We start from the raw sequence: 22,932 nt of genomic DNA, 5'->3' as shown, positions 1-22,932 counted from the left end.
GTGTCTTCAGCTGGCCTTCACGACGACGGCGGTGATGTTGTCAGGGGCGCCACGGGTCAGCCCCAGGTGTACGAGACTGCGCACCACCTCATAAGGGTCGGCGTGGCCGAGCACCTCGGCGATCTCGTGGTCCTCGGCGGTCTTGTTCAGGCCGTCGCTGCACAGCAGGTAGGTGTCGCCGGGCTGCACCTGCAAGGCAACGGCCTGCAGCTCGAGGTGGTCCTCGACGCCGATGGCGCGGGTGACGATATTGCCGCGAGGGTGCACACGGGCTTCGGCTTCGTTGAGCAGGCCGCTGTCCTGCAGCTCCTGGACATAGCTATGGTCGTGGCTCAGGCGCTCGATGCGGCCGTCGCGCAGGCGGTACAGGCGGCTGTCGCCGGCCCACAGGCCAATCGCCTGGTCGCCACGCGCCGCCAGCACCACCACCGTGCTGCCCATCATCGCCACGCCACGGCGCACGGCTTCCTCGCGCACGATGCCGTTGACCCAGGCCAGGCCGTCGCGCACCTCGCCGCTGAAGTCGTCGAGCGAGTCGAGCATCGGCAAGCTGCGCAGGCTGTCCATGGCCAGGCTGCTGACATAATCGCCCGCCGCATGGCCGCCCATGCCGTCGGCCACCGCCCACAGGCCTGCCCAGGTCAACTCCAGGCAGGCGTCCTCGTTGATCTTGCGCACCATGCCGACATGGCTGTAGCTGGCCGCTGTGTACTGCATGCCGGTCATCCGATCCGCGCCTCGCTACCCAATAGAAAACCGGCGAAATCCTCGCTGCGCGGCAAGCCCGCGCAGCGCATCAACCCCGGGGCGATCCGTTCGGAACCCTTGCCCCACCAAAGGCTCATGCCTTCGCAGGCGCATTCGGCCAAGGCCAGTGCGCGCCCCTGCGGCGTGGTCGCATCCAACCGCTGCAACCCGCCCACCGTCACACGCGCTTCTTGCACAAGCGGCCTCGCCAAGCGAAACGGCTGCAAAGCGGCCTCGAACGCCTCGAAGACGGCACCCGGCTCAAGCGTCGCCAGCAAGGTTTCCTCGACCGCCTCGAACCATTCCTCGGCCCCGGCCACCACAGGCGCCAGCGGCTCCCCCGGCTCCAGCACCTGGGCCACGGTCAGCGGGAAGTACCGCCCCACCCGGTCGATGCTCGGCATCAGCACCCCGACCACCCCCTCGGGCCCGCAAAGCCCCGGCGCCAGGGCGAAACGCCACAAGGGGCTCACCAGATAGGCCTCGAGCCAGCGCTCGCCCAGGGCCTGCTGGCTCGCCTGGATCCCCGCCGCCAGCCACTGGTCCCAGGGCTGGATGAAACCGTGCGGCAGGCCGCGGCTGACAAAGTCGCCGCGGCAGGCCAGCTTTCCGTAGAAACCCACGTCGTTCACAGATGCTCCGGCAGGCTGAAACCGCTGAGCACTCGGCTGCGGAACGGGTTGAAGGCGCTGCTGGCACGCAGCTCGTAGGACACGCTGGCGCCGTCGACGCGCAGGCGCAGGTTGAAGCGCTCCGGCGAGCCGCCGGCCACCAGGTCGGACTGGTCAAGCAGGCGGAACCAGGCCCACGGCCCTTCCACGGTCAGCCCCGAACGGCCAGAGGCCGACGGTGGCGAGATCGACAGGCGCACCACGCCGATGCTGTTGGGGTTCGGCCACTGCAACGCCACCGGCCGGCTCGGGCCGTGGTCGTAGCTCACCTGCTGGCCGTCGAGGTCTAGCAGGAACTGGGTGATGGTCGCGTCCATCGCCACCGGCTTGAGCTCGAAGCGCACCCCCGGCTGCACGCCGTTGCTGTTGCGGAAGAACGCGTCGCGGATGCTCGCCGCGCGCTGGAAGGTGTACAGCACGTTGCTGTTGATCCCCAGCTTCTGCGCCGCGCCGGGCTGCCAGCTCCAAGGCGTGCTCGACGTGTTGACGTAGGGTTGCAGGTACTTGCGGAAGTAGTTGTCCATCACCCCGCCGACGCCGAAGAACAGGCCGAAGTCTTCCAGGGTCGCATCCCGCGAACTGCCGGCCACCAACGGGTAGCGGCCGCTGAGGGACTGACGGTAGACATTGACCACTTCGCTGGTCCAGGCGGCGTTGAGCTGGTTGCGCACCCCACCCATGACCAGGTTGTGGGTCGAGCCAAGCACCGAGCTCACCAGGTTCTGCACCACCTTCGGATGACGCGCGGCCCCCAGGGCAACACGCTGCGCCGCGGCCTGGGCCTGGTTCTTGGCCTCGCCCAGCAGCGCGTCGCCGCTGGCGCCGACCATGGCGCTGACCTGCACGTACAGGGCGTTGAGGTCGGTAAGCAGGCCATCGATGGCCGCAGGCTGGCCTTCGCCGGTTTCCACCAGGCCGGCCAGCTCGGCGAAGTGCGCGGTGACCGGGTCCACCTCACGGGCGGCCGGGTTGTCGCTGGGCAGCGGCGCATCGCCGAGCAGGCCGCCCAAGCGTTGGCGCAGTTGATCGACACCGGCCTGCTCGGCTTTGGCCTGGACCTTGTCGAGGGTGGTCGGCTGAGCCAGGTTGGTCTCCTTGGCGACCGCCTGCAGCAGCTTCTTCATCGGCGATGTCGGCCCGGACAGCACCCGCAGCACATCGGCGGCCTGGCCGACACTGGTGATCGGCACGAAGTCCAGGTCGGCCAGCAAGGCATCCCAATGGCGGATGTAGTCCTGGTAGTACAGCTGCAGCACATCGTCGGCCAGGCGCTTGGCATCGGCCGACTCGCTGGCCTCGCGGCCCAGCACCCAGCGCTCCTCGGCCAGGGTCTCGCTGTGGGCCAGGCTGGCGGCGAGGAAGGCCTTGCGGTAACCCTCGACGGTGAAGATACCCGGCAGCGGCTCGCTCAATGGCTTGCCGTCCTTGAAGCGGAACACCAGCGCGGCGTCACGCCCGGCGGCATCGCTGACCCGGAAATCGCTGACCCCGGCGGGCAGCTTCTGGCGCTTGACCCGGTCGTAGACCCGTTGGGCCACCGGCAGTTGCTGCAGCTGGCGACGGGTGTCGTCGATCAGGCGCTGGTCCAGGCGGGCGTTCGGCGGACGCTTGTCGAACAGCGCCGCCAGGTGCTGCTCCAGGGCCTGGCGCAGGTCCGGCGCCAGGTCGCGCGGCAGGCTGCGCTCCCAGTCCAGGGTGACCCAGGCCTTGATGAACTCGGCGTCGTAGTGTTCGCCGTCGGCCAGCATGAGGTAGGCCTTGAGCCCCTCGTAGAGGTAGTCGGACGGACCACCGCCGTACAGCTGCTCCTCGATGCGGGTGACCAGGCGCGGGGCGAAGATGGCGATCAGCAGCTTGCGGTAGACGCTGTCCGACTCGCCTTCGAGCATGTCGCCCTGGTACAACCCCAGGCCCTCGGCCCAGCCGGGCGGATCTTCGGCCAGGCGGCGCACGCCATTGAGCAGCGGCAGCACCTCGACCACGTTGCGCTGCGCCGGGCTCAGCTCCTGCACGCTCTTGCCCAGCGGCTTGAGGCGGCTGTCGACCTCGGCGATGTATTGCTGGTTGGCGCGGTAGCTCAGGGTCCACAGGGTACCGACCACCAGCACCAGGGCCACGCTCAGGGCCAGGGCGCCACGGGCGATCCACTTGCGCCGCTGCTCGACCTTCGGGTTGCTGCCGACCAGGCCGCGCTCGGCGAAGGCCACGGCGCTGAACAGCTTCTCGATGAAGTAGCTGCGCCCAGTGCCGTTCTGTCGCGCCAGGTGGGCACGGTCCAGGCCCATGCTCTGGGCCATGCTGCCGATCAGGCGGTCGATGGGGCTGCCTTCCTGGGTACCGCTGGTGAAGTACACACCGCGCAGCAGGGCGCGCTCTTCGAAGGCGTTGGGTTTGAAGATGCCGTCGAGGAAGGTTTTCAGGTTGCCGCGCAAGGCGGCGAACTGCTGGACGAAGCCGTAGACCAGGTCGCGCCGCGCCGGATCGCGCTCCTGCTGCAGGCGCTCGACCAGGCGTTGGTTCAGGCGCTGCTCCAGCAAGGCGAATTCATTGCCGAACTGCGCCAGCGGTCCGTCGCCCTGCTGGCCATCGTCGAGCGGGAAGGTCATGCCCCACACCTGGGCGCGCTCCTCCTTGCTCAGGGTGTCGAAGAACTCCATGAACCCGGGCACCAGGTCGAGCTTGGTCAGCATCAGGTAGATCGGGAAGCGCACCCCCAGCTGGCTGTACAGTTCCTGGATGCGGGTACGGATCGCCGCCGCGTGCGCGGCGCGCTCGGCGTCACTGCCCAGCAGCAGGTCGGACAGGCTGATGGCGATGAACGCGCCGTCGATGGGGCGGCGTGAGCGTTGGCTCTTGAGCAGGTCGAGGAAGCCCAGCCAGGCCGCCTTGTCCACCTGGGCATGGCTGTCCTGGGTGGTGTAGCGGCCGGCGGTGTCCAGCAGCACAGCCTGGTCGGTGAACCACCAGTCGCAGTTGCGCGTCCCGCCAACACCACGGATGGCGCCTTCGCCCAGCTGCGCCGCCAGCGGGAAGTGCAGGCCGGAATTGACCAACGCAGTGGTCTTGCCCGATCCGGGCGGGCCGATGATCACGTACCACGGCAGTTCATACAGGTTGCGTCGCTCGTCGCCGCCCAGGCGTGCCTTCTTCAGCAGCACCAGGGCTTCGTCCATGCGCTGGCGCAGGGTCGCCAGTTCTTCGGCGGTGGCCACGCTGGCGGGGTCCGGCGCGGTCTCCGCAGCCAGGCTCTGCATGACCTTGGCTGCCTGACGCCGGGCCTGGACGATGCGCCACACGCGGTAGGCGATCCACACCGTGAACAACAGGCCGATCAGCACCAGGCGCGGAGCGGCAGGCACCAGCATGTCCAGCAACGGGCCGAGGAACCAGATGATCAGGCTCAGGGCGAGCAGGCCCAGCAGCGGAATCACCCAGCGAATGACAAAACTGAAAAACGCCTTCACTCGACGCCCTCCGCCAGAACGGTGATTTCAACCCGGCGATTCTTCGCCCGGCCTTGCGCGCTGTCGTTCGACGCCAGCGGTTCGGTGTCGCTCAGGCCCTGCGCGGTAAAGCGCTCGGGCTGGCCGGTGCGGGCGGCGAGGAGGTTCTTCACCTCTTCGGCGCGGGCCTGGGACAACGCCCAGTTGGACGGGAAGCGCAGCGTGGCGATGCGCTGGTTGTCGCTGTGGCCGGTGACTTTCACGTTGCCTTTCACTTTCGCCACGGCTTCGGCGATGCGCAGCATCAACGGCTCGAAGTCACCCTTGATGCTGGCGCTGGCCGAGGCGAACAGTTCGTCGCCACGGATGGTCACCACCGAACGGTCCACCGCGTCCTGCACGGCGACCCGCCCGGCCTTGATGTCTTCGGCAAGGAAACCGGCCAGGCGCGGACGCTCCACGGGCTTGGGCTGCACCACCGGACGATCCATGGCCTGCACCGGGATCTCGCCCAGGGCATGAATGCCGCGGAACACCGGCTCGGCGTCGGCCGCCAGCTTCAGGCGCAGGCCGAACAGCACCAGCAGCAGCAACGCCAGGGCCACCGCCAGGCCGACCCAGGGCGGCACGAACTGCGCCAGGCGATCGCGGGCCACGGTGACACCGCGCCAGTGCGGTGACAGCTCGCGCTCGAACTCGCCACGGGCGCTGCGGATAGTCGCGGCGGTGCGCTCGCGCAAGGCTTCGAGCTGGGCGCGGCCACCGTTCATCACCCGGTAGCGGCCTTCGAAGCCGAGGCTGGTGCACAGGTACAGCAACTCCAGCAGATGCAGGCGTTCACGCGGGCTCTGCAGGCAATGCTCCATCAGCTGGAACACCTTCTCGCCGCCCCAGGCCTCGTTGTGCACGGTGATCAGCAGGCTCTGCTTGCCCCAGTCGCTGGCGCTGCCCCAGGGCGTGCTCAGTACCGCCTCGTCGAGCGCGGTGCACAAGGCATAGCGCGCCAGCAGCACCTCGTTGCGCGGCACCCCGGCGGCCTCGGCGCGCTCTTCGAACTGGCGCAGGTAGGCCAGCAGTTGCGCACGCAGGCTGGCCGGGGCCGGATGGGCGATGGTGTTGCGCAGGCGCGTGAGCAGCGCCAGCAATGGACCGGCCGCTTGCTCCAGCGGGTTCAGGCCCGCCGCCTGCCCAGGCGCCAGTGGTTCGGCCGGCACGTTCAGGGGTGGCGGCGGCGCAGCTTGCGCAGGCCCCGGCGCGGCCGGTTGCGGGCCACGGCCACCGGGGCGCGGCATGAACTGGGTGCGGTCGTTGGCGAGCGGATCGTCCGATTGCATCGCGGCTTATCCTCGAATGGCCCAGAAGGCCAGGTTCAGGCCGGGGAACTCGCCGGCGACGTAGAAGGCAAAACCACCGGAATGCTGCAGCTGCTTCCAGTGTTCGCTGCCCCGGTCGAGCTCGAAGTAGGTGGAACCGGCATGGAACGGAATCTGCCGTGGCGCCACCGGCAGCGGCAGCAGGCCGATGCCCGGCAGTTGCAGGTTGACCAGGTCACGGATGTGCTCCACCGCGCCGATCTTGCTCTGTTGGCCAAAGCGGCTGCGCAGGGTTTCGCTGGGCACGTCGGCGCGCACCACCAGGATGAAGCTGGCGCTGTCGAGCAGGCTGCGGTCGGCGAGCATGCCGACGTGGATGCCGTAGGCCTTCTCGACCAATGGGATGGCCACGGCCTTGCTGTCGATCAGCATCGACAGCGCCTCGCGCAGCGCGGCCATTACCGGGGCAAAGGTCGCCGCCAGGTCGTCGTGCTGGTACACCGGATAGCTGTCCGGACGGCGGCCATCGCGGGTGAAGGTGGCGAACTCGCCGGCCAGGGCCACCAGCTCGCTGTACAGCCGCTCGGGGTGCAGCGGCGTCAGCTGGTTGAGGTGCTCGACCAGTGGCTGGGCGCGGTTGACCAATTGCAGCAGCATGAAGTCGGCGATCTCCGAGGCGCCGCCATTGGCCGAGGCGACCACGCGCCCGGCCAGGGCTTCGCCGCGCTGGTGCAGCAAGCCCAGCAGCTCGCCACGAAAGCCTGAGAGCGGGTTGCTGGCGGCCACGTCAAGCAGTGGCGGGATGTAGCTGTCATCCAGCACCAGTGCGCGGTCGGCACGTTTCTCGCGGATACGCACCACGCCCAGCGCGGCATAGTCGCTCAAGCCATCCTCGGCGCGCAGCAGGCGCAGTGCTCGGCTGCCCAGGGCAAGCGGCGCGCGGTTCTCGAACGGGGCGTTGTCGTCGCGCACTTCGCTGACACGGCTGACGTAGCGCGCGCCGTCAGGCACCTCGCCGTCGTCGACGGTATCGCGGGCGCCGGCACGCTTGAGCGGCAGGCCGAGGTGGATCACACCGTTGCGCAGGTCGTCGGGAATCTCCAGCGGCGCGGGCGGCAGGTCGTCACGGGGAATATCGAACGGCGTGCCATCCGGCAGCAGGCCACGGGCGCTGAGGATCGCCAGCTTGCCTTGGGCCAGCAGGCCCTGATCGATCAGCAGTTCGGAAAACCCCCAGGCGGCGGCGCTGAGCGGCCGGCTGCGGGCATCGACGAAGTTTTCCAGGTAGCGGTCGTGCTGCTGGAAGTGCTGGGTGGTGATGAACATCCCTTCCGACCAGACCACGCGATTGTTCCAGGACATGCTTTCTCCGATTGCCTAGCGGGCAGGCTCAGGTTGTGGGGCGGCCACGGCGCTGCGCACGGCGCGCACATCGAGGCTGATCTGATAGTCACGGGGCGGTACCGGCAGCACGCTGCGCCACTGGGCGCGATCGACCTCGCGGTAACCGACCACCAGGCCGATCTGGCGCGTGGCCGGGTCGAGCGGGCGCTCCAGGCGCAGCTGCTCGCCGGGCTGGAGCAGGACTTCGTCCTGGTCGATCAGGTCGGCGCCCAAGGTGGCCTGGGCGCGTTCGGCCAAGGCGAAATAGTCGGCGCGGGCGAAGGCGGCGCTGTTCTTCAGCTCGTAGATGCGCACCCGTACCGGCGCGGGCATGCCGCTGGCACCGGGGTTGAGCCCGGCGGCGGCGCTGAAGTACAGGGTGACCCCCGTGGCGGGCGCCGCCTCGGGGGCTGGCTCGCTCGGCGTGTCCTTGCTGCAGGCACTGAGCAGCACCATGGCCAGGGCTGCGATCAGTCTTGTTGCACTCATCCTCGTCCTCATGACGTCTTGTGTTCTTCCTGTGTCCCGGGCATTGGCCTCAGGAACGTTGAATGCGTTGGCTGTGGGCCTCGTAGGCGCGGCTGAACTCGCGGCCGAACAGGTCCTGGAAGTCGTCTTCGGCTTCCCGGGAAATCTGGCTGTAGAGCTCGGTGAACTGCTGCCAGCAATGGGCCTGGCGTGAACCGCCGAACAGCTTGGCCAGCCCGGCCGCTGGCGCCAGGCGTTCCTCCAGGCGGGCGGGTTCGAAGCGTTTGAGCAGGTGCTTGAGCGCCGCCTCGATACCCGCCATCACCGCCAGTTGGTGGGCGCGCAGGTCGTCGAAGCTGTCGCGTACCGCCTGGTCGGGGGCCATGAACGCCTGGTTGCCCTCGCGCAGCAGCAACAACAGCGCTTCGTCGGCATTGGGGGCGAACTTCAGCGGGTTGTTCTGTACCGGGGCGATGGTGGTCTGCTGCATGCGGAACTCGCCTTTGAGGCTGCTGCGCGCGCGCAACACATCGATCAGGCCCTCGACCATGAGCCGGTAGCTGCGGCCAATGGCCTCCATCTGCGCGGCGGCATCGACGGCGTCGATGCGCAGGTGCTCGATGCCTGCGCCACGCAGGAAAGCCTGGAGCAGCGCATCGCTGTCAGCAGGCGCGGCAACCGTCACGACGGGCTGCGGCCGAACAACAGGCTCGCTCGGGGTCAGTGGCTCCGGCAGCGGCGGTGGCGGTGCTGGCGCCAGTACAGGGGCGGGCTGGATAACAGGTGCCGGGGTTTCATCGAACAGGTTCCAGTCATCCGGGATCACGCCCGGCGCGCCGGGCATGGCTACCGGTAAAGGCGCGGGCGGCGGCGCCACCGGCGTGGGCGGTCGAAAATCATGCTGCTGCGCGGGAACATGATCCGGCTGGCTGACAGGCGGCACGCTGGAAGGGCCGAGAAAATCGAACAGATCCGGCAAGGTGTCGTGGCTCGACGCCCCCTGCAGGAAGGCGGCGGGTGCACCGGCGATGGGCGCGCTCGGAGTGGCCACCTGGTTGGCCATCAAGGCCTCGAAACTATGGGCCTCGGACTGCCCGGCAATCGGGATCGACAAGCCGGAATCAATACGTGCCTGGATCTCGTAATCGCCAATTCGAATAACTTCGCCGTCCATCAACGGCTCACTGTTACCGCGACGCAGGCGAATGCCGGCATGCACCAATTCCACGCCATTGGTGCTGTTATCGGTCAAATAGTAGCGACCATCCTTGAACTGGATCACACAATGTTTCGAAGAAACAAGGCGTTCCGGATCGGGAAGCACCCAATCATTATCCGCGGCCCGACCGACGCTGATGGCACCGTTTTCCAGCAACTTCTCCGGGCACTGCCCCGGGGTGATCTTGTGATAACTGGTAATGGTCAGGCAAAGTGCCATCATGCCTCCTTGCATATATATGAAACACTCATCCATCCATTTGAGTGGATAAACGAGCCCGACCCTGCATTTCGACAAAGCCCTTTGAAATCAAGGGCTGGATGCCAAAACACGCTTCCCGGAAGGCCGTATTAAACCCTATCGGCAAGGCACTTTGATGGCACCTGACCAATGGACGCCAAGGGTTGCCAACTGGTTCACAGTCGCCTTGCGCGGCGCGTAGCTTACCTTGACAGCAATTTGGAAATAAACCATAAATGCGCAACTTAAGAGTGCCAAAGTGATATCACCTTGATATCAACTTCGCATTCTTTGACAAGTTTGTGCGCCAATTCACATTTGCAACTTGGCGCATACGAAGCCCTCGCCAAGGGCCGATATGGAGATCGATTTCTGGTGAACTCACCGCAGCTGCTCGCCGCTGTTTCCGCAGACTTCCCGTGCGGCGATGACCTCGAATACGACGCCGATTTCCTGCAACTGGAACGCGATGCCCAGGGCCGCCCCGAGCGCGTGATGGGCGATGCCGTGCAAGCAGCCGAACCGCCGCAGTGGCGCGCCATCGAACAGTCCTGCACCGACCTGCTGCAACGCAGCAAGGACCTGCGCATCACCCACTTCCTGGTCCAGGCCAACCTGGCCCTGCACGGCCTGCCGGGCCTGGCCGCCAGCCTCGAGCTGATCCGCGACTTGCTCGGCGAATACTGGCTGCACCTGCACCCGCAGCTGGATGCCGCCGACGACAACGACCCTACCGTACGCATCAACGCCCTGGCCGGCCTTACCTGCGACACCAACATCGGCCTGCTGCGCGACGCCGTACTGGTGCGCTCCCGGGCGTTCGGCCCGGTGACCCTGCGCGCCGCCCTGCATGCAGCCGGTGTGCAGCACTTCGCCAGCGAGCAGCTGAGCGCAGAGGAACTGGCCGCCGCCCTGCGCGATGCCGACCCCGAGCAGCTCGAACAGTGCCGCCAGGCGCTGCAACTGGCCCGCGACGCCCTTGACGTCATCGAGAGCCGGGTCAATGACCAGGTCGGCTCGTCCAGCGGCGTCGATCTGTCCGCGTTGCGCCAGCCGCTGCGCCAGGTCCAGCAGGTGCTGGCCGACTACAGCCCGGAAGGCGCAGCGCCGCCTTCGAGCAGCAGCGAAGACCAACCCGCCAGCAGCAGCCATGACGACCGGCAACCCGTTGCCAGCGCTGCCGCGCCACGCTCGACGGCGCGGCCCGGCGAAGTGAACAGCCGCGACGACGTGCTGCAGAGCCTCGAACGCCTGCTGCAGTACTACGCCCGCCACGAGCCATCGAGCCCGTTGCCGGTGCTGCTGCGCCGGGCGAAGAACCTGGTCAACGCCGATTTCGCGACCATCGTCCGCGACCTGATCCCCGAGGGTCTGTCGCAATTCGAGAACCTGCGCGGCCCCGAAGGCGACTGACGCCTCGACACCGCATCAACACCGACGCCTGCAACAAGCAACGCCGCCTTACCGGCGACCAGGAGGAACAACGTGGCGAAAGACAGCTCCCAGAAGTTCATCGCGCGCAACCGTGCGCCGCGGGTGCAGATCGAATATGACGTCGAGCTGTACGGCGCCGAGAAGAAGGTCCAGCTGCCCTTTGTCATGGGCGTGCTCTCGGACCTCGCCGGCAAGCCCGCCGAACCACTGCCGGCGGTGGCCGACCGCAAGTTCCTGGAGATCGACGTCGACAATTTCGACTCGCGCCTCAAGGCCATGAAGCCCCGCGTGGCGTTCAACGTGCCCAACGAGCTGACCGGTGAAGGCAACCTGAGCCTGGACATCACCTTCGAGAGCATGGACGACTTCAGCCCCGCCGCCGTGGCACGCAAGGTCGATGCGCTGAACCAGCTGCTCGAGGCCCGCACCCAGCTGGCCAACCTGCTGACCTACATGGACGGCAAGACCGGTGCCGAGGACATCATCCTCAAGGCTATCAAGGACCCGGCCCTGCTGCAGGCCTTGGCCAGCGCGCCGAAACCCGCCGACACCGAGCCGAAGGCCTGAGGAGACCGACCATGAACGATCCGTTGCGCGACAGCCAGGCCCCGCAGGCGGCCACCCAGGACCCGAGCGAGTTCGCCAGCCTCCTGCTGCAGGAATTCAAGCCCAAGACCGAGCGGGCCAAGGAAGCCGTCGAGAGCGCCGTGCGCACCCTCGCCGAGCAGGCCCTGGCGCAGACCAGCCTGGTGTCCAACGATGCCATCGGCTCGATCGAGCAGATCATCGCCGCCATCGACGCCAAGCTCACCGCCCAGGTCAACCAGATCATCCACCACGATGACTTCCAGAAACTGGAAAGCGCCTGGCGTGGCCTGCACTACCTGGTCAACAACACCGAGAGCGACGAGCAGCTGAAGATCCGCGTGCTCAACATCTCGAAGAACGACCTGCACAAGACCCTGAAGAAGTTCAAGGGCACCGCCTGGGACCAGAGCCCGGTGTTCAAGAAGCTCTACGAAGAGGAATACGGCCAGTTCGGCGGCGAGCCGTACGGCTGCCTGGTGGGCGACTACTACTTTGACCAGTCGCCGCCCGACGTCGAGCTGCTCGGCGAGGTGTCGAAGGTTTGCGCCTCTATGCACGCGCCGTTCATCTCCGCCGCCTCGCCGACGGTGATGGGCATGGGCTCGTGGCAGGAGCTGAGCAACCCCCGTGACCTGACCAAGATCTTCACCACTCCGGAATACGCCGGCTGGCGCTCGCTGCGCGAATCGGAAGACTCGCGCTACATCGGCCTGACCATGCCGCGCTTCCTGGCGCGCCTGCCCTACGGCGCCAAGACCGATCCGGTGGAGGCCTTCGCCTTCGAGGAAGACACCGACGGCGCCGACAGCAGCAAGTACACCTGGGCCAACGCCGCCTACGCCATGGCGGTGAACATCAACCGCTCGTTCAAGCACTACGGCTGGTGCTCGCGTATCCGCGGCGTGGAGTCGGGTGGCGAAGTCGAAGGCCTGCCAGCGCACACCTTCCCCACCGACGACGGTGGCGTGGACATGAAGTGCCCGACCGAGATCGCCATTTCCGACCGCCGCGAAGCGGAGCTGGCCAAGAACGGCTTCATGCCGCTGCTGCACAAGAAGAACACCGACTTCGCCGCCTTCATCGGCGCCCAGTCGCTGCAGAAACCGGCCGAGTACGACGACCCGGACGCCACCGCCAACGCCAACCTGGCCGCGCGTCTGCCGTACCTGTTCGCCACCTGCCGCTTCGCCCATTACCTGAAGTGCATCGTTCGCGACAAGATCGGCTCGTTCAAGGAAAAGGACGAGATGCAGCGCTGGCTGCAGGACTGGATCCTCAACTACGTCGACGGCGACCCGGCGCACTCCACCGAGACCACCAAGGCCCAGCACCCGCTGGCGGCCGCCGAAGTGGTGGTCGAGGAAGTCGAAGGCAACCCGGGTTACTACAACTCGCGCTTCTACCTGCGCCCGCACTACCAGCTCGAAGGGCTGACCGTGTCGCTGCGCCTGGTGTCGAAGCTGCCTTCGGCCAAAGGGGCCTGATCATCGCGGGCCAGCCCGCTCCCACGCTGGGGGCGGGCTGCCCGCGATTAGCCACTCAACGCTAACCGACGCGAAATCCCGAGGACATCATGGCTGTAGATATTTTCATCAAGATCGGCGACATCAAGGGCGAGTCCCACGACAAGGCCCACAAGGACGAAATCGACGTGCTGAACTGGAGCTGGGGCATGTCCCAGTCCGGCAACATGCACCTGGGCAGCGGTGGCGGCTCGGGCAAGGTCAACATCCAGGACCTGTCCATCACCAAGTACATCGACAAGTCCAGCCCCAACCTGATGGCCCACTGCTCCAGCGGCAAGCACATCGACAAGGTCAAGCTGACGGTGCGCAAGGCCGGCGGTGAAAGCCAGGTCGAGTACCTGATCATCAACCTCGAAGAGGTGATCATCAGCTCGCTGAGCACCGGCGGTTCGGGCAGCGACGACCGCCTGACCGAGAACGTGACCCTGAACTTCGCCAAGGTCACCGTCGACTACCAGCCACAGAAAGCCGACGGCACCAAGGAAGGCGGCCCGATCAAGTACGGCTGGAACATCCGCTCGAACGTCAAGATCTGATCGACCGCGCCCGTGCCGCGCCACCGTGCGGCGCGGGTGCACCTCCCCACGCGTCACCCGCTCACGGTGAACATCATGGCCAAGCCTTCTTTCATCAACCTGTGGAATGCCTACCCCAGCGTGTCATCGCCCTGCGACGGCGGGTGGGACAACCAGTGCGCCATCCGCATGAGCATCGCGCTCAACGGCGAGATGAGCCTCAAGGTCAACAAATCGACCTATACCGAACCCAAGTGCGCCCACGACCATGCCCGTGGCGCCGAATCCCTGGCCAACTGGCTGGAGACACGATTGTTCTACCCGCTGAAGATTGCCGGTACCGCCAAGGCCCGCGACGCGCTCAAGGGCAAGACCGGGATCATCTTCTACAAGGACTGCTTCGCCCGCAACGGACAAAGCCAGGAGAACCGCACGGGCGACCATATCGACCTGTGGAACCGCGGCCTGACCAAAGGTTTCTCCGACCACAACTACCAGTCGAAGCAAGTCTGGTTCTGGGAGCTCACATGACCCGCGCTGTCCTGGCCGGTGCCCTGCTGCTGGCCCTGAGCGCTTGCGCCGACGCCGAACTGCTGAACGAGGCGAACCTGGGCGGGCAGGCCGTGAAGCTGAGCGAGAATGCCGGCCAGTGTGTGCTTGATCGCGGCGAACAGCGCCTGGCGCTGGACATGCAATGGCCCTGCGGCCTGAGCCCGGACCGCGCCGGCAAGGCCCGGGTCGAGCAGTTCAATGGCACGCCGGTGGTGCTGGTGACCCATGTGCAGCCGCACCCGACGCTCAAGGGTGAATGCCTGAAGACCTCGCGCGCCGTGCGCCTGACCCAGGCCGGCCTGGAAGCCTCCACGCCCGCGCCGAGCGCCTCCTGCGACACCGGCTTCGAAGACCAGAAAATGTTCACAGGGATGTTCCAGTGGTAGCCGAAATCGCCACCCGCGACCGCTTGCAGCCTTCGCTGCTGGATCGCCTGACCGACGATGACCCGGGCAACCCGCAGGAAGCCCCCGACAAGCGCGTGCTCAGCCTGCAGCAGCTCAAGGCCTCGGTACTGCGCGACCTGGCCTGGCTGCTCAACACCACGTCGCTGCTCGACACCGGCGCCACGCTGAACTCCCCGGCCGGCGCCTCGGTGATCAACTATGGGCTGCCGGCATTGGCCGGCAACAGCGCGTCGAACATCGACCTCAACGCGCTCGAACGCATCATCCACCAGGCCATCGCCACCTACGAGCCGCGCATCCTCGCCCATACCCTGAAGGTACGGGCCCAGGCCGCGCCCGGCGAGATGAACGCCAACGCCCTGAGCTTCGAGATCGAAGGCGACCTGTGGGCCCAGCCGGCGGCCCTGCCGCTGCTGCTGCAGACCGACGTCGACCTGGAATCCGGGCACGTGCGCGTGGCCCCCGCCGACCGCCGGAGGCGCGCATGAACCCGCGCCTGCTCGAGCTGTACAACCAGGAACTGCAGCACATCCGCGAGGGTGCCGCGGAGTTCGCCAAGGAATACCCGAAGATCGCCGGGCGCCTGACGCTGTCCGGGATCGAGTGCGCCGACCCTTACGTCGAGCGCCTGCTTGAAGGCTTCGCATACCTCACCGCGCGGGTGCAGCTCAAGCTCGACGCCGAATACCCGACCTTCACCCACAACCTGCTGGAAATCGCCTACCCGCACTACCTGGCGCCGACCCCGTCGATGACCGTGGTGCAACTGCAGACCGATCCCGACGAAGGCTCGCTGGCCGCCGGGTTCCAGCTACCCCGCGACAGCGTCCTGCGCGCCAATCTCGGGCGCAATTCGCAGACGCCCTGCGAATTTCGCAGCACCCAGGACGTCACCCTGTGGCCGTTGCAGGTGGCCCGGGCCGAGTATTTCGGCAACCCCGGCGCCGTGCTCGGGCGCCTGGCCGCCAGCGAACCGAAAGCCCGCGCCGGGCTGCGCCTGACCCTGCGCAGCGGCGCCGAGATTCCGTTCTCCAGCCTGCCGCTGACGCACTTGCCGCTGTACCTCAACGGTGCCGACGAAACCCCGTTCCGCCTGTACGAACAACTGCTCGGCAGCGCCTGCGCGGTGTTCGCGCGCCAGCCGGGCGCCGACTGGGTCGAACGCATCCCGGTCGAGGACGCCTTGCTGCCCTGTGGCTTCGATGACCGCGAAGCGGCGTTGCCGGTGGTGCCGCAGGCCTTCCAGGGCTACCGCCTGCTGCAGGAGTACTTCGCCCTGCCCCAGCGCTACCTGTTCATCGACTTCGCCGGGCTCGAGCGCGCGGTCAAGCGCTGCGACGGCCAGGAGTTGGAGCTGCTGGTGCTGTTCGACCGCATCGACGCCGCGCTGGAAAGCAGCGTGGGCCCCGCCCAGTTCGTGCCGTTCTGCACCCCGGCGATCAACCTGTTTCCGCGCCGGGTGGATCGCATCCACCTGACCGACCGGGTCCACGAGCACCATGTGATCGCCGACCGTACCCGGCCCACTGATTTCGAGATCCACTCGTTGCAGCGGGTCACCGGCCACGGTACCGGGCCGGACCAGGAATTCCTGCCGTTCTACGCGGTGCGCGACCCGTCGCGCTATGGCCGTGACCAGGCGTACTACCTGGTGCGCCGCGAACCGCGCGTGCTTTCCAGCGAGCAGCGGCGCAACGGTACGCGCTCCAGCTACATGGGCAGCGAGACCTTCGTCAGCCTGGTCGATGGCAACCAGGCGCCGTACCGTCATGACCTGCGCCAACTGGGCATCAGCGCGCTGTGCAGCAACCGCGACCTGCCGCTGTTCATGAATGTCGGCGACGGGCGCAGCGACTTCAGCCTGGCCGACAGCGCACCGGTATCCGCCGTGCGCTGCCTGGCCGGCCCCAGTCGACCGAAGGCCAGCCATGCCCACGACAACAGGGCCTGGCGCCTGATCAGCCAACTGTCGCTGAACTACCTGTCGCTGGCCGAACAGGGTCAGGGCGCCGCCGCCCTGCGCGAACTGCTGCGCCTGTACGGTGACCAGCAGGACAGCGCCCTGCAGCTGCAGATCGATGGCCTGCGCGAAGTCAGCTGCAAACCCTGCACGCGGCGCCTGCCGATGCCCGGGCCGATCGTCTTCGGCCGTGGCCTGGAGATCACCCTGACGTTCGACGAGAACGCCTTCCGCGGTACCGGGGTGTTCCTGCTGGGCGCGGTGTTCGAGCGCTTCCTGACCCGTTACGTGTCGATCAACAGCTTCACCGAAACCGTGCTGCGCACCAGCGAACGAGGCGAGATCATGCGCTGGAAAGCCAAGCCCGGGCGCAGGCCGAACCTGTGAACACGCTACAGGCCATGCAGGCTGAGCCCTGGGAGTACGATTTCTTCCAGGCGCTGCGCCGTCTCGAGGCGGAGAACCCCGAGCTGCCCCGCTTCGGCCACTCGCTGCGCCTGGCTGACGAACCGGTGCGCCTGGGCCAGCGCCTGGACTGCGGCTTCGCCCCGGCAACGCTGGCCTCGGTCACGGCCAACGACGACCAGCCAGCGCGCCTGGAGCAGTTTTTCTTCGGCCTCGGCGGCCCCAACGGCCCCCTGCCGCTGCACCTGACCGAGTACATGCGCGAGCGCCAGCGCAACCACGCCGACCCAACCAGCAAGCGCTTTCTCGATGTCTTCCACCACCGCTTGCTGAGCCTGTTTTATCGCGCCTGGGCCGAGGCCCGTCCAACCGTCAGCCATGACCGCCCGGGCGACGATTACTGGGCCGCGCGCCTGGCCGCCCTCAGCGGCCGCGGTCAACCGGAGCTGCAAGGCCAGGGGCCGCTGGCCGATACCGCCAAGCTGCACTGGTCCGGTCACCTGGCCGCGCAGACCCGCTACCCGGATGGCCTGTGCAGCATCCTGGCCAGCTACTTCGGCGTGCCGGTGAAGCTGGAGGAATACGTCGGCCAGTGGCTGGAGCTGCCTGAACGCAGCCAGCTCGGCGTGCGCGCCAACCGCCTGGGCGTCGACCTGTGCCTGGGCCGCTACGTCTGGGACCGCCAGCACAAGTTCCGCCTGTGCCTGGGCCCGCTCACCCTTGACCAGTACCACGCCCTGCTCCCCGGCGGTCAGGCGTTCGTCGAGCTGGCTGCGTGGGTCGCCGAGTACCTGGGCCAGGAGCTGGACTGGGACCTCAACCTCATCCTCGCGCAGGGCCAGGTGCCCGCGCTGCAACTCAATGCCGACCAACGCCTGGGGTTCGACACCTGGCTCGGCCGGCCGTCGCACGATGCCAACGACCTGAAGCTCGCCCGGTACTACGCCGAGCGGCCGGTCAACGCCCCGCCAACAAGGAGTCAGGACCATGGGTGAAATCAGCCGCGCCGCGCTGTTCGGCAAACTCAACAGCGTCGCCTACAAGGCCATCGAGGCCGCCACGGTGTTCTGCAAGCTGCGGGGCAACCCCTATGTCGAGCTGGCGCACTGGCTGCACCAGTTGCTTCAACTGCAGGACAGCGACCTGCATCGCATCATCCGTCAGTTCAACATCGAGCCGGCGCGCCTGGCCCGCGACCTGACGGACGCCCTGGACCGCCTGCCGCGGGGCTCGACGTCGATCACCGACCTGTCCTCCCAGGTCGAGGAAGCCGTCGAGCGCGGCTGGGTGTACGGCAGCCTGATGTTCGGTGAAAGCCAAGTGCGCACCGGCTACCTGCTGGTTGGCATCCTCAAGACCCCGAGCCTGCGCAACGCCCTGCTGGGGCTGTCCAGCGAGTTCGCCAAGCTGAAGGTCGAGGCCCTGAGCGAACGCTTCGACGAGTACGTGGGCGATTCGCCGGAAAACAACCTGGCCGCCAGCGATGGTTTCAGCGCCGCCGCCCCCGGCGAGGCCAGCGGTGCCGTAGCCCCGGCGGCGATGGGCAAGCAGGAGGCGCTCAAGCGCTTCACCGTCGATCTCACCGAGCAGGCGCGCAGCGGCAAGCTCGACCCCATCGTCGGCCGTGACGAGGAAATCCGCCAGCTGGTGGACATCCTCATGCGCCGCCGCCAGAACAACCCGATCCTTACCGGCGAGGCCGGCGTCGGCAAGACCGCCGTGGTCGAAGGCTTCGCCCTGCGCATCGTCGCCGGCGACGTGCCGCCGGCCCTGAAAGACGTCGAGCTGCGCAGCCTGGACGTCGGCCTGCTGCAGGCCGGCGCCAGCATGAAGGGCGAGTTCGAGCAGCGCCTGCGCCAGGTCATCGAAGACGTGCAGGCCTCGCCCAAGCCGATCATCCTGTTCATCGACGAAGCCCACACCCTGGTCGGCGCCGGTGGCGCGGCCGGCACGGGCGATGCCGCCAACCTGCTCAAACCGGCCCTTGCCCGTGGCAGCCTGCGCACCGTGGCGGCGACTACCTGGGCCGAGTACAAGAAGCACATCGAGAAGGACCCGGCGCTGACCCGGCGCTTCCAAGTGGTCCAAGTAGACGAGCCGAGCGAGGCCAAGGCGCTGCTGATGATGCGCGGCGTGGCCTCGACCATGGAGAAGCACCACCAGGTGCAGATCCTCGACGAAGCGCTGGAAGCCGCCGTGAAGCTGTCGCACCGCTACATTCCGGCGCGCCAGTTGCCCGACAAGTCGGTGAGCCTGCTCGACACCGCCTGCGCCCGCGTGGCCATCAGCCTGCACGCGGTGCCGGCCGAGGTGGACGACAGCCGTCGGCGCATCGAGGCGCTGGAAGTCGAGCTGCAGATCATCGCCCGCGAGGCCGCCATCGGTGTGAACACCGGGCAACGTCAGCCCCAGGCCGACAGCCTGCTGGCCGAAGAGCGCGAGCGCCTGGCCGCCCTGGAAAGCCGTTGGGCCGAGGAGAAAGCCCTGGTCGACGAGCTGCTGGCCACCCGCGCGCAACTGCGTGAACAGGTCGGTGTGGTCGATCAGGAAGTAGACGTGCAGGGCAGTCATGAGCTGCGCGAAAAACTCATCGACCTGCAGCAGCGCCTGAGCCAGCTGCAAGGCGAGAGCCCGCTGATCCTGCCAACCGTGGATTACCAGGCGGTGGCCTCGGTGGTCGCCGACTGGACCGGTATCCCGGTGGGGCGCATGGCGCGCAACGAGATCGAGACCGTGCTCAACCTCGACTCGCATTTGGCCAAGCGCATCATCGGCCAGGATCACGCGCTGAAGATGATCGCCAAGCGCATCCAGACCTCCCGCGCAGGCCTCGACAACCCGAACAAGCCGATCGGTGTGTTCATGCTCGCCGGCACCTCCGGCGTGGGCAAGACCGAGACCGCCCTGGCCCTGGCCGAGGCCATGTATGGCGGTGAACAGAACCTGATCACCATCAACATGAGCGAATTCCAGGAAGCCCATACCGTCTCGACCCTCAAGGGCGCGCCACCCGGCTACGTCGGCTACGGCGAAGGCGGCGTGCTGACCGAAGCGGTGCGCCGCCGCCCGTACAGCGTGGTGCTGCTGGACGAGGTGGAAAAAGCCCACCCCGACGTGCATGAAATCTTCTTCCAGGTGTTCGACAAGGGCGTGATGGAAGACGGCGAAGGCCGCCAGATCGACTTCCGCAATACCCTGATCCTGCTCACCACCAACGCCGGCACCGAGCTGATCGCCAACACCTGCAAGGACCCGAAGGCCCTGCCCGACCCCGAGGCCGTGGCCACTTCTCTGCGCAAGCCGCTGCTGGAGATCTTCCCGCCGGCGCTGCTCGGTCGCCTGGTGACCATCCCCTACTACCCGCTCAGCGACACCATGCTCAAGGCCATCACCCGCCTGCAGCTGGAGCGCATTCGCAAGCGTGTGGAAGGCACCCACAAGGTCGGCTTCGCCTACGACGACGAGGTGGTCGAGCTGATCGTCTCGCGCTGCACCGAAACCGAAAGCGGTGGCCGCATGATCGACGCCATCCTCACCAACGGCCTGCTGCCGGATATGAGCCGCGAGTTCCTCACCCGCCTGCTCGAGGGCAAGCCGCTGGCCAGCGTCAGCATCAGCCGTCGCGACAGCGACTTGCACTATGACTTCGGCGCCGCCGACTGACAGGACCGACCATGCTGTTCAAGCAGTTCACGCGCCTGGCGCAAATCAACAGCCCCCTGGGGCCGAACAAGCTGATCCTTGCCGAGATGGGCGGCAGCGAGGAGCTTGGCCGCCTGTTCGACTACGAGCTGCAGCTGACCAGCGACGACCCAGCCATCGACCTCAACCAGCTGCTGGGCAAGCCCATGAGCCTGAGCGTGCAGCAGAGCCTCGGCACATCGCGGCACTTCCACGGCATCGTCGCCCGCTGCAGCCAGTCGGTGGATCAGGGCCAGTTCGCCAGCTACCGCGTCACCCTGCGCCCTTGGCTGTGGTTGCTGACGCGCACCAGCGACTGCCGGATCTTCCAGCACCTGAGCGCGCCGCAGATCATCAAGCAAGTGTTCCGCGACCTGGGTTTCTCGGATTTCGAGGACCTGCTCAGCCGCAACTACCGCGAGCGCGAGTACTGCGTGCAGTACCGCGAGACCAGCTTCGACTTCGTCAGCCGGCTGATGGAGGAGGAAGGCATCTACTACTTCTTCCGCCACGAGCAGGAACGCCACGTACTGGTGCTCGCCGACGCCTATGGCGCGCACCAGAAAGCCCCCGGCTACGAGACCGTGCCCTACTACCCGCCGGACGGCCAGCACCGCGAGCGCGACCACATCAACGACTGGCACCTGGCTCAGGAAGTCCAGCCCGGCTCCCTGGAGCTAAACGACTACGACTTCCAGCGCCCCAGCGCGCGCATCGACGTGCGCTCGGCCATGCCCCGGCCGCACCAGGCCGGCGACTACCCGCTGTACGACTACCCCGGTGCCTATGAGCAGACCCAAGATGGCGAGCACTACGCCCGCACCCGCCTGGAATCGCTGCAAAGCCTGCACGAGCGCGTCGAGCTGCGCGGCAACGCCCGGGGCCTGGGCAGCGGCCATCTGTTCAGCCTGAGCAACTTCAGCCGCCAGGACCAGAACCGCGAGTACCTGATCGTCGCCGCCCGCTACTACGTGCACCAGGAACGCCTGGAAAGCGGTGGCGGCAGCGGCGCGGCGCAGTTCGAGAGCAACCTGAGCTGCATCGACGCGCAGCAGAGCTACCGCCCGGTGAGCAGTTCGCTGCGCCCGATCGTCAAGGGGCCGCAGACCGCCGTGGTGGTCGGCCCGGCTGGCGAGGAGATCTGGACCGACCAGTACGGCCGGGTGAAGGTGCACTTCCACTGGGACCGCCACGACCAGTCCAACGAGAACAGCTCGTGCTGGATCCGCGTGTCCCAGGCCACGGCCGGCAAGAACTGGGGCTCGATCCAGGTCCCGCGCATCGGCCAGGAAGTCATCGTCAGCTTCCTCGAAGGCGACCCCGATCGGCCGATCATCACCGGGCGGGTGTACAACGCCGAACAGACCGTGCCCTACGACCTGCCCGGCGGCGCCACCCAGAGCGGCATGAAGAGCCGTTCGAGCAAGGGCGGCAGCCCGGCCAACTTCAACGAAATCCGCATGGAGGACAAGAAGGGCGCCGAGCAACTGTACATGCATGCCGAACGCAACATGGACACCGTGGTCGAGCAGAGCGAGACGCTGTCGGTGGGCGTCAACCGCACCCAGACCGTCGGCATGCTCGAGACCATCACCATCGGCCAGGACCGCATCCGCGCCGTGCGCCGCGACGACATGCTGCTGGTCGGCGCGAGCAAGACCGACAGTGTCAGCACCAGCTACCTGATCGAAGTCGGCGAGAACCTGCGCCTGGTCTGCGGCAAGAGCGTGATCGAGCTCAACGCCAGCGGGCAGATCAACATCAGCTGCGAGCAGTTCAGCTTCCACGCCAACGCCGACGCCGAGATCAACACCGGCGGCACCCTTGACCTGAACGTGGGCAGCGGCGCGCAGACCGACCCGAACAACCAGGGCGTGAAAACGGCCATCGACGGCGCGGTGAAGGCCCTCTTTCCCGGCGCCGGCAAGTAACGAGAACAAACCATGAGCTACCGCGTCAACGAATTCCGCTTCGCCCTGCCCGATGCGCAGGTACGCGACACCAGCATCAACATCCTGCGCTTCGAAGCCCTGGGCACCTCGCTGATCGTCAGCCGCAGCCTGCTCGAAGAGGGCGAGACCCTGCAGAGCAACTTCGACGGCCAGTTGCAGCGCCTGCAGCAACAGGTCAAGGACCTGCAGTTCCAGCCGGCCCGCGCCACCCAGGTGGGCGCGGCGCAGCCGATCGAGGCGATCGAGCTGAGCAGCCAGTTCAGCAAGGGCCAGGAAAAGGTCTACCAGTACCAGCTGGCGCTGGTGCTGCCGGGCACGCGCAAGATGTTCGCCCTGAGCTACGTCAAACCCACTCCCCTGGGCGAGGCCGAGGCGACGCACTGGGCGGCGCTCAAGCAGTCCCTCGACTTCGACAACCTGGGCTGACC

Annotated in this window: 19 protein-coding genes; 12 read left to right on the top strand and 7 right to left on the bottom strand. The window is 67.0% G+C overall.

All coding sequences use genetic code 11. The features are described from left to right. Positions 1 to 6: 6 nt before the first annotated feature. The 7 genes from ACQ4OD_RS08645 to tagH are packed head-to-tail and all read right to left on the bottom strand — an operon-like array spanning position 7 to position 9,463. A complete protein-coding gene (locus ACQ4OD_RS08645; protein ID WP_430944167.1) occupies positions 7 to 726 on the bottom strand; it encodes a PP2C family protein-serine/threonine phosphatase in 720 nt (239 codons plus the stop codon). Continuing rightward, positions 723 to 1,379 (bottom strand): type VI secretion system-associated protein TagF, encoded by a 657-nt coding sequence (gene tagF / locus ACQ4OD_RS08640; RefSeq protein WP_430944166.1) that lies wholly within the window; start codon positions 1,377 to 1,379, stop codon positions 723 to 725. Before tagF ends, ACQ4OD_RS08645 begins: the two co-directional genes overlap by 4 nt. After that, positions 1,376 to 4,882, bottom strand: coding sequence for a type VI secretion system membrane subunit TssM (gene tssM / locus ACQ4OD_RS08635; protein ID WP_430944165.1), 3,507 nt, complete (start codon positions 4,880 to 4,882; stop codon positions 1,376 to 1,378). Before tssM ends, tagF begins: the two co-directional genes overlap by 4 nt. Continuing rightward, a complete protein-coding gene (locus ACQ4OD_RS08630) occupies positions 4,879 to 6,195 on the bottom strand; it encodes a DotU family type VI secretion system protein (RefSeq protein ID WP_038707182.1) in 1,317 nt (438 codons plus the stop codon). Before ACQ4OD_RS08630 ends, tssM begins: the two co-directional genes overlap by 4 nt. A gap of 6 nt (positions 6,196 to 6,201) precedes the next feature. Next, positions 6,202 to 7,536, bottom strand: a complete 1,335-nt coding sequence (tssK, locus tag ACQ4OD_RS08625) for a type VI secretion system baseplate subunit TssK (RefSeq protein WP_102683421.1) — start codon at positions 7,534 to 7,536, stop codon at positions 6,202 to 6,204. A 15-nt stretch (positions 7,537 to 7,551) separates the two neighbouring features. Further along, positions 7,552 to 8,046, bottom strand: coding sequence for a type VI secretion system lipoprotein TssJ (gene tssJ, locus ACQ4OD_RS08620; protein WP_214500861.1), 495 nt, complete (start codon positions 8,044 to 8,046; stop codon positions 7,552 to 7,554). A 49-nt stretch (positions 8,047 to 8,095) separates the two neighbouring features. Next, positions 8,096 to 9,463 (bottom strand): type VI secretion system-associated FHA domain protein TagH, encoded by a 1,368-nt coding sequence (tagH, locus tag ACQ4OD_RS08615; RefSeq protein WP_110700232.1) that lies wholly within the window; start codon positions 9,461 to 9,463, stop codon positions 8,096 to 8,098. Between the two features lie 396 nt (positions 9,464 to 9,859). Here tagH and tssA point away from each other — a divergent pair, with 396 nt between their 5' ends. From tssA to ACQ4OD_RS08555, 12 genes are all read left to right on the top strand, one after another. Next, entirely contained in the window at positions 9,860 to 10,897 is a 1,038-nt protein-coding gene (gene tssA, locus ACQ4OD_RS08610) for a type VI secretion system protein TssA (RefSeq protein ID WP_139667907.1), read from the top strand. A 72-nt stretch (positions 10,898 to 10,969) separates the two neighbouring features. Next, on the top strand, positions 10,970 to 11,485 hold the full coding sequence (gene tssB, locus ACQ4OD_RS08605) for a type VI secretion system contractile sheath small subunit (RefSeq protein WP_023632506.1): 516 nt from the start codon (positions 10,970 to 10,972) through the stop codon (positions 11,483 to 11,485). Positions 11,486 to 11,496: 11 nt separating this feature from the next. After that, the gene (gene tssC, locus ACQ4OD_RS08600; RefSeq protein ID WP_046857484.1) at positions 11,497 to 12,990 is read left to right on the top strand and encodes a type VI secretion system contractile sheath large subunit; all 1,494 of its coding nucleotides are present in this window, start codon (positions 11,497 to 11,499) and stop codon (positions 12,988 to 12,990) included. 89 nt (positions 12,991 to 13,079) lie between these two features. Beyond that, the gene (locus ACQ4OD_RS08595; protein ID WP_023632508.1) at positions 13,080 to 13,568 is read left to right on the top strand and encodes an Hcp family type VI secretion system effector; all 489 of its coding nucleotides are present in this window, start codon (positions 13,080 to 13,082) and stop codon (positions 13,566 to 13,568) included. A 75-nt stretch (positions 13,569 to 13,643) separates the two neighbouring features. Next, a complete protein-coding gene (locus tag ACQ4OD_RS08590; protein ID WP_102683426.1) occupies positions 13,644 to 14,078 on the top strand; it encodes a type VI secretion system amidase effector protein Tae4 in 435 nt (144 codons plus the stop codon). Further along, on the top strand, positions 14,075 to 14,485 hold the full coding sequence (locus tag ACQ4OD_RS08585) for a hypothetical protein (protein ID WP_102683427.1): 411 nt from the start codon (positions 14,075 to 14,077) through the stop codon (positions 14,483 to 14,485). Before ACQ4OD_RS08590 ends, ACQ4OD_RS08585 begins: the two co-directional genes overlap by 4 nt. Further along, entirely contained in the window at positions 14,479 to 14,994 is a 516-nt protein-coding gene (tssE, locus tag ACQ4OD_RS08580; RefSeq protein ID WP_038707176.1) for a type VI secretion system baseplate subunit TssE, read from the top strand. Before ACQ4OD_RS08585 ends, tssE begins: the two co-directional genes overlap by 7 nt. Continuing rightward, a complete protein-coding gene (tssF, locus tag ACQ4OD_RS08575; RefSeq protein ID WP_139667905.1) occupies positions 14,991 to 16,853 on the top strand; it encodes a type VI secretion system baseplate subunit TssF in 1,863 nt (620 codons plus the stop codon). Before tssE ends, tssF begins: the two co-directional genes overlap by 4 nt. Beyond that, on the top strand, positions 16,817 to 17,866 hold the full coding sequence (gene tssG, locus ACQ4OD_RS08570) for a type VI secretion system baseplate subunit TssG (RefSeq protein ID WP_139667903.1): 1,050 nt from the start codon (positions 16,817 to 16,819) through the stop codon (positions 17,864 to 17,866). Before tssF ends, tssG begins: the two co-directional genes overlap by 37 nt. Next, complete coding sequence (tssH, locus tag ACQ4OD_RS08565) at positions 17,859 to 20,534, top strand: type VI secretion system ATPase TssH (RefSeq protein WP_198753754.1); 2,676 nt, start codon at positions 17,859 to 17,861, stop codon at positions 20,532 to 20,534. The genes tssG and tssH overlap by 8 nt, the downstream gene beginning before the upstream one ends. Positions 20,535 to 20,545: 11 nt before the next feature. Further along, positions 20,546 to 22,483, top strand: coding sequence for a type VI secretion system Vgr family protein (locus ACQ4OD_RS08560; protein ID WP_430944164.1), 1,938 nt, complete (start codon positions 20,546 to 20,548; stop codon positions 22,481 to 22,483). A gap of 12 nt (positions 22,484 to 22,495) precedes the next feature. Then, positions 22,496 to 22,930 (top strand): DcrB-related protein, encoded by a 435-nt coding sequence (locus ACQ4OD_RS08555; protein ID WP_102683431.1) that lies wholly within the window; start codon positions 22,496 to 22,498, stop codon positions 22,928 to 22,930. Positions 22,931 to 22,932 lie beyond the last annotated feature (2 nt).

Source organism: Pseudomonas sp. WC1, from assembly GCF_050586565.1.
Lineage (GTDB): Bacteria > Pseudomonadota > Gammaproteobacteria > Pseudomonadales > Pseudomonadaceae > Aquipseudomonas.
The sequence above is the reverse complement of the archived record's forward strand: the minus strand, read 5'-3'. Positions and strand labels throughout refer to the sequence as shown.

Coding starts and splice junctions, on each gene's coding strand:
- ACQ4OD_RS08555 (WP_102683431.1), top strand. CDS start 22,496: ATGAGCTACCGCGTCAACGAATTCCGCTTCGCCCTGCCCGATGCGCAG.
- ACQ4OD_RS08585 (WP_102683427.1), top strand. CDS start 14,075: ATGACCCGCGCTGTCCTGGCCGGTGCCCTGCTGCTGGCCCTGAGCGCT.
- ACQ4OD_RS08645 (WP_430944167.1), bottom strand. CDS start 726: ATGACCGGCATGCAGTACACAGCGGCCAGCTACAGCCATGTCGGCATG.
- ACQ4OD_RS08630 (WP_038707182.1), bottom strand. CDS start 6,195: ATGCAATCGGACGATCCGCTCGCCAACGACCGCACCCAGTTCATGCCG.
- tssC (WP_046857484.1), top strand. CDS start 11,497: ATGAACGATCCGTTGCGCGACAGCCAGGCCCCGCAGGCGGCCACCCAG.
- tssF (WP_139667905.1), top strand. CDS start 14,991: ATGAACCCGCGCCTGCTCGAGCTGTACAACCAGGAACTGCAGCACATC.
- ACQ4OD_RS08560 (WP_430944164.1), top strand. CDS start 20,546: ATGCTGTTCAAGCAGTTCACGCGCCTGGCGCAAATCAACAGCCCCCTG.
- tssK (WP_102683421.1), bottom strand. CDS start 7,536: ATGTCCTGGAACAATCGCGTGGTCTGGTCGGAAGGGATGTTCATCACC.
- tssJ (WP_214500861.1), bottom strand. CDS start 8,046: ATGAGTGCAACAAGACTGATCGCAGCCCTGGCCATGGTGCTGCTCAGT.
- ACQ4OD_RS08590 (WP_102683426.1), top strand. CDS start 13,644: ATGGCCAAGCCTTCTTTCATCAACCTGTGGAATGCCTACCCCAGCGTG.
- tssH (WP_198753754.1), top strand. CDS start 17,859: ATGGGTGAAATCAGCCGCGCCGCGCTGTTCGGCAAACTCAACAGCGTC.
- tagH (WP_110700232.1), bottom strand. CDS start 9,463: ATGGCACTTTGCCTGACCATTACCAGTTATCACAAGATCACCCCGGGG.
- ACQ4OD_RS08595 (WP_023632508.1), top strand. CDS start 13,080: ATGGCTGTAGATATTTTCATCAAGATCGGCGACATCAAGGGCGAGTCC.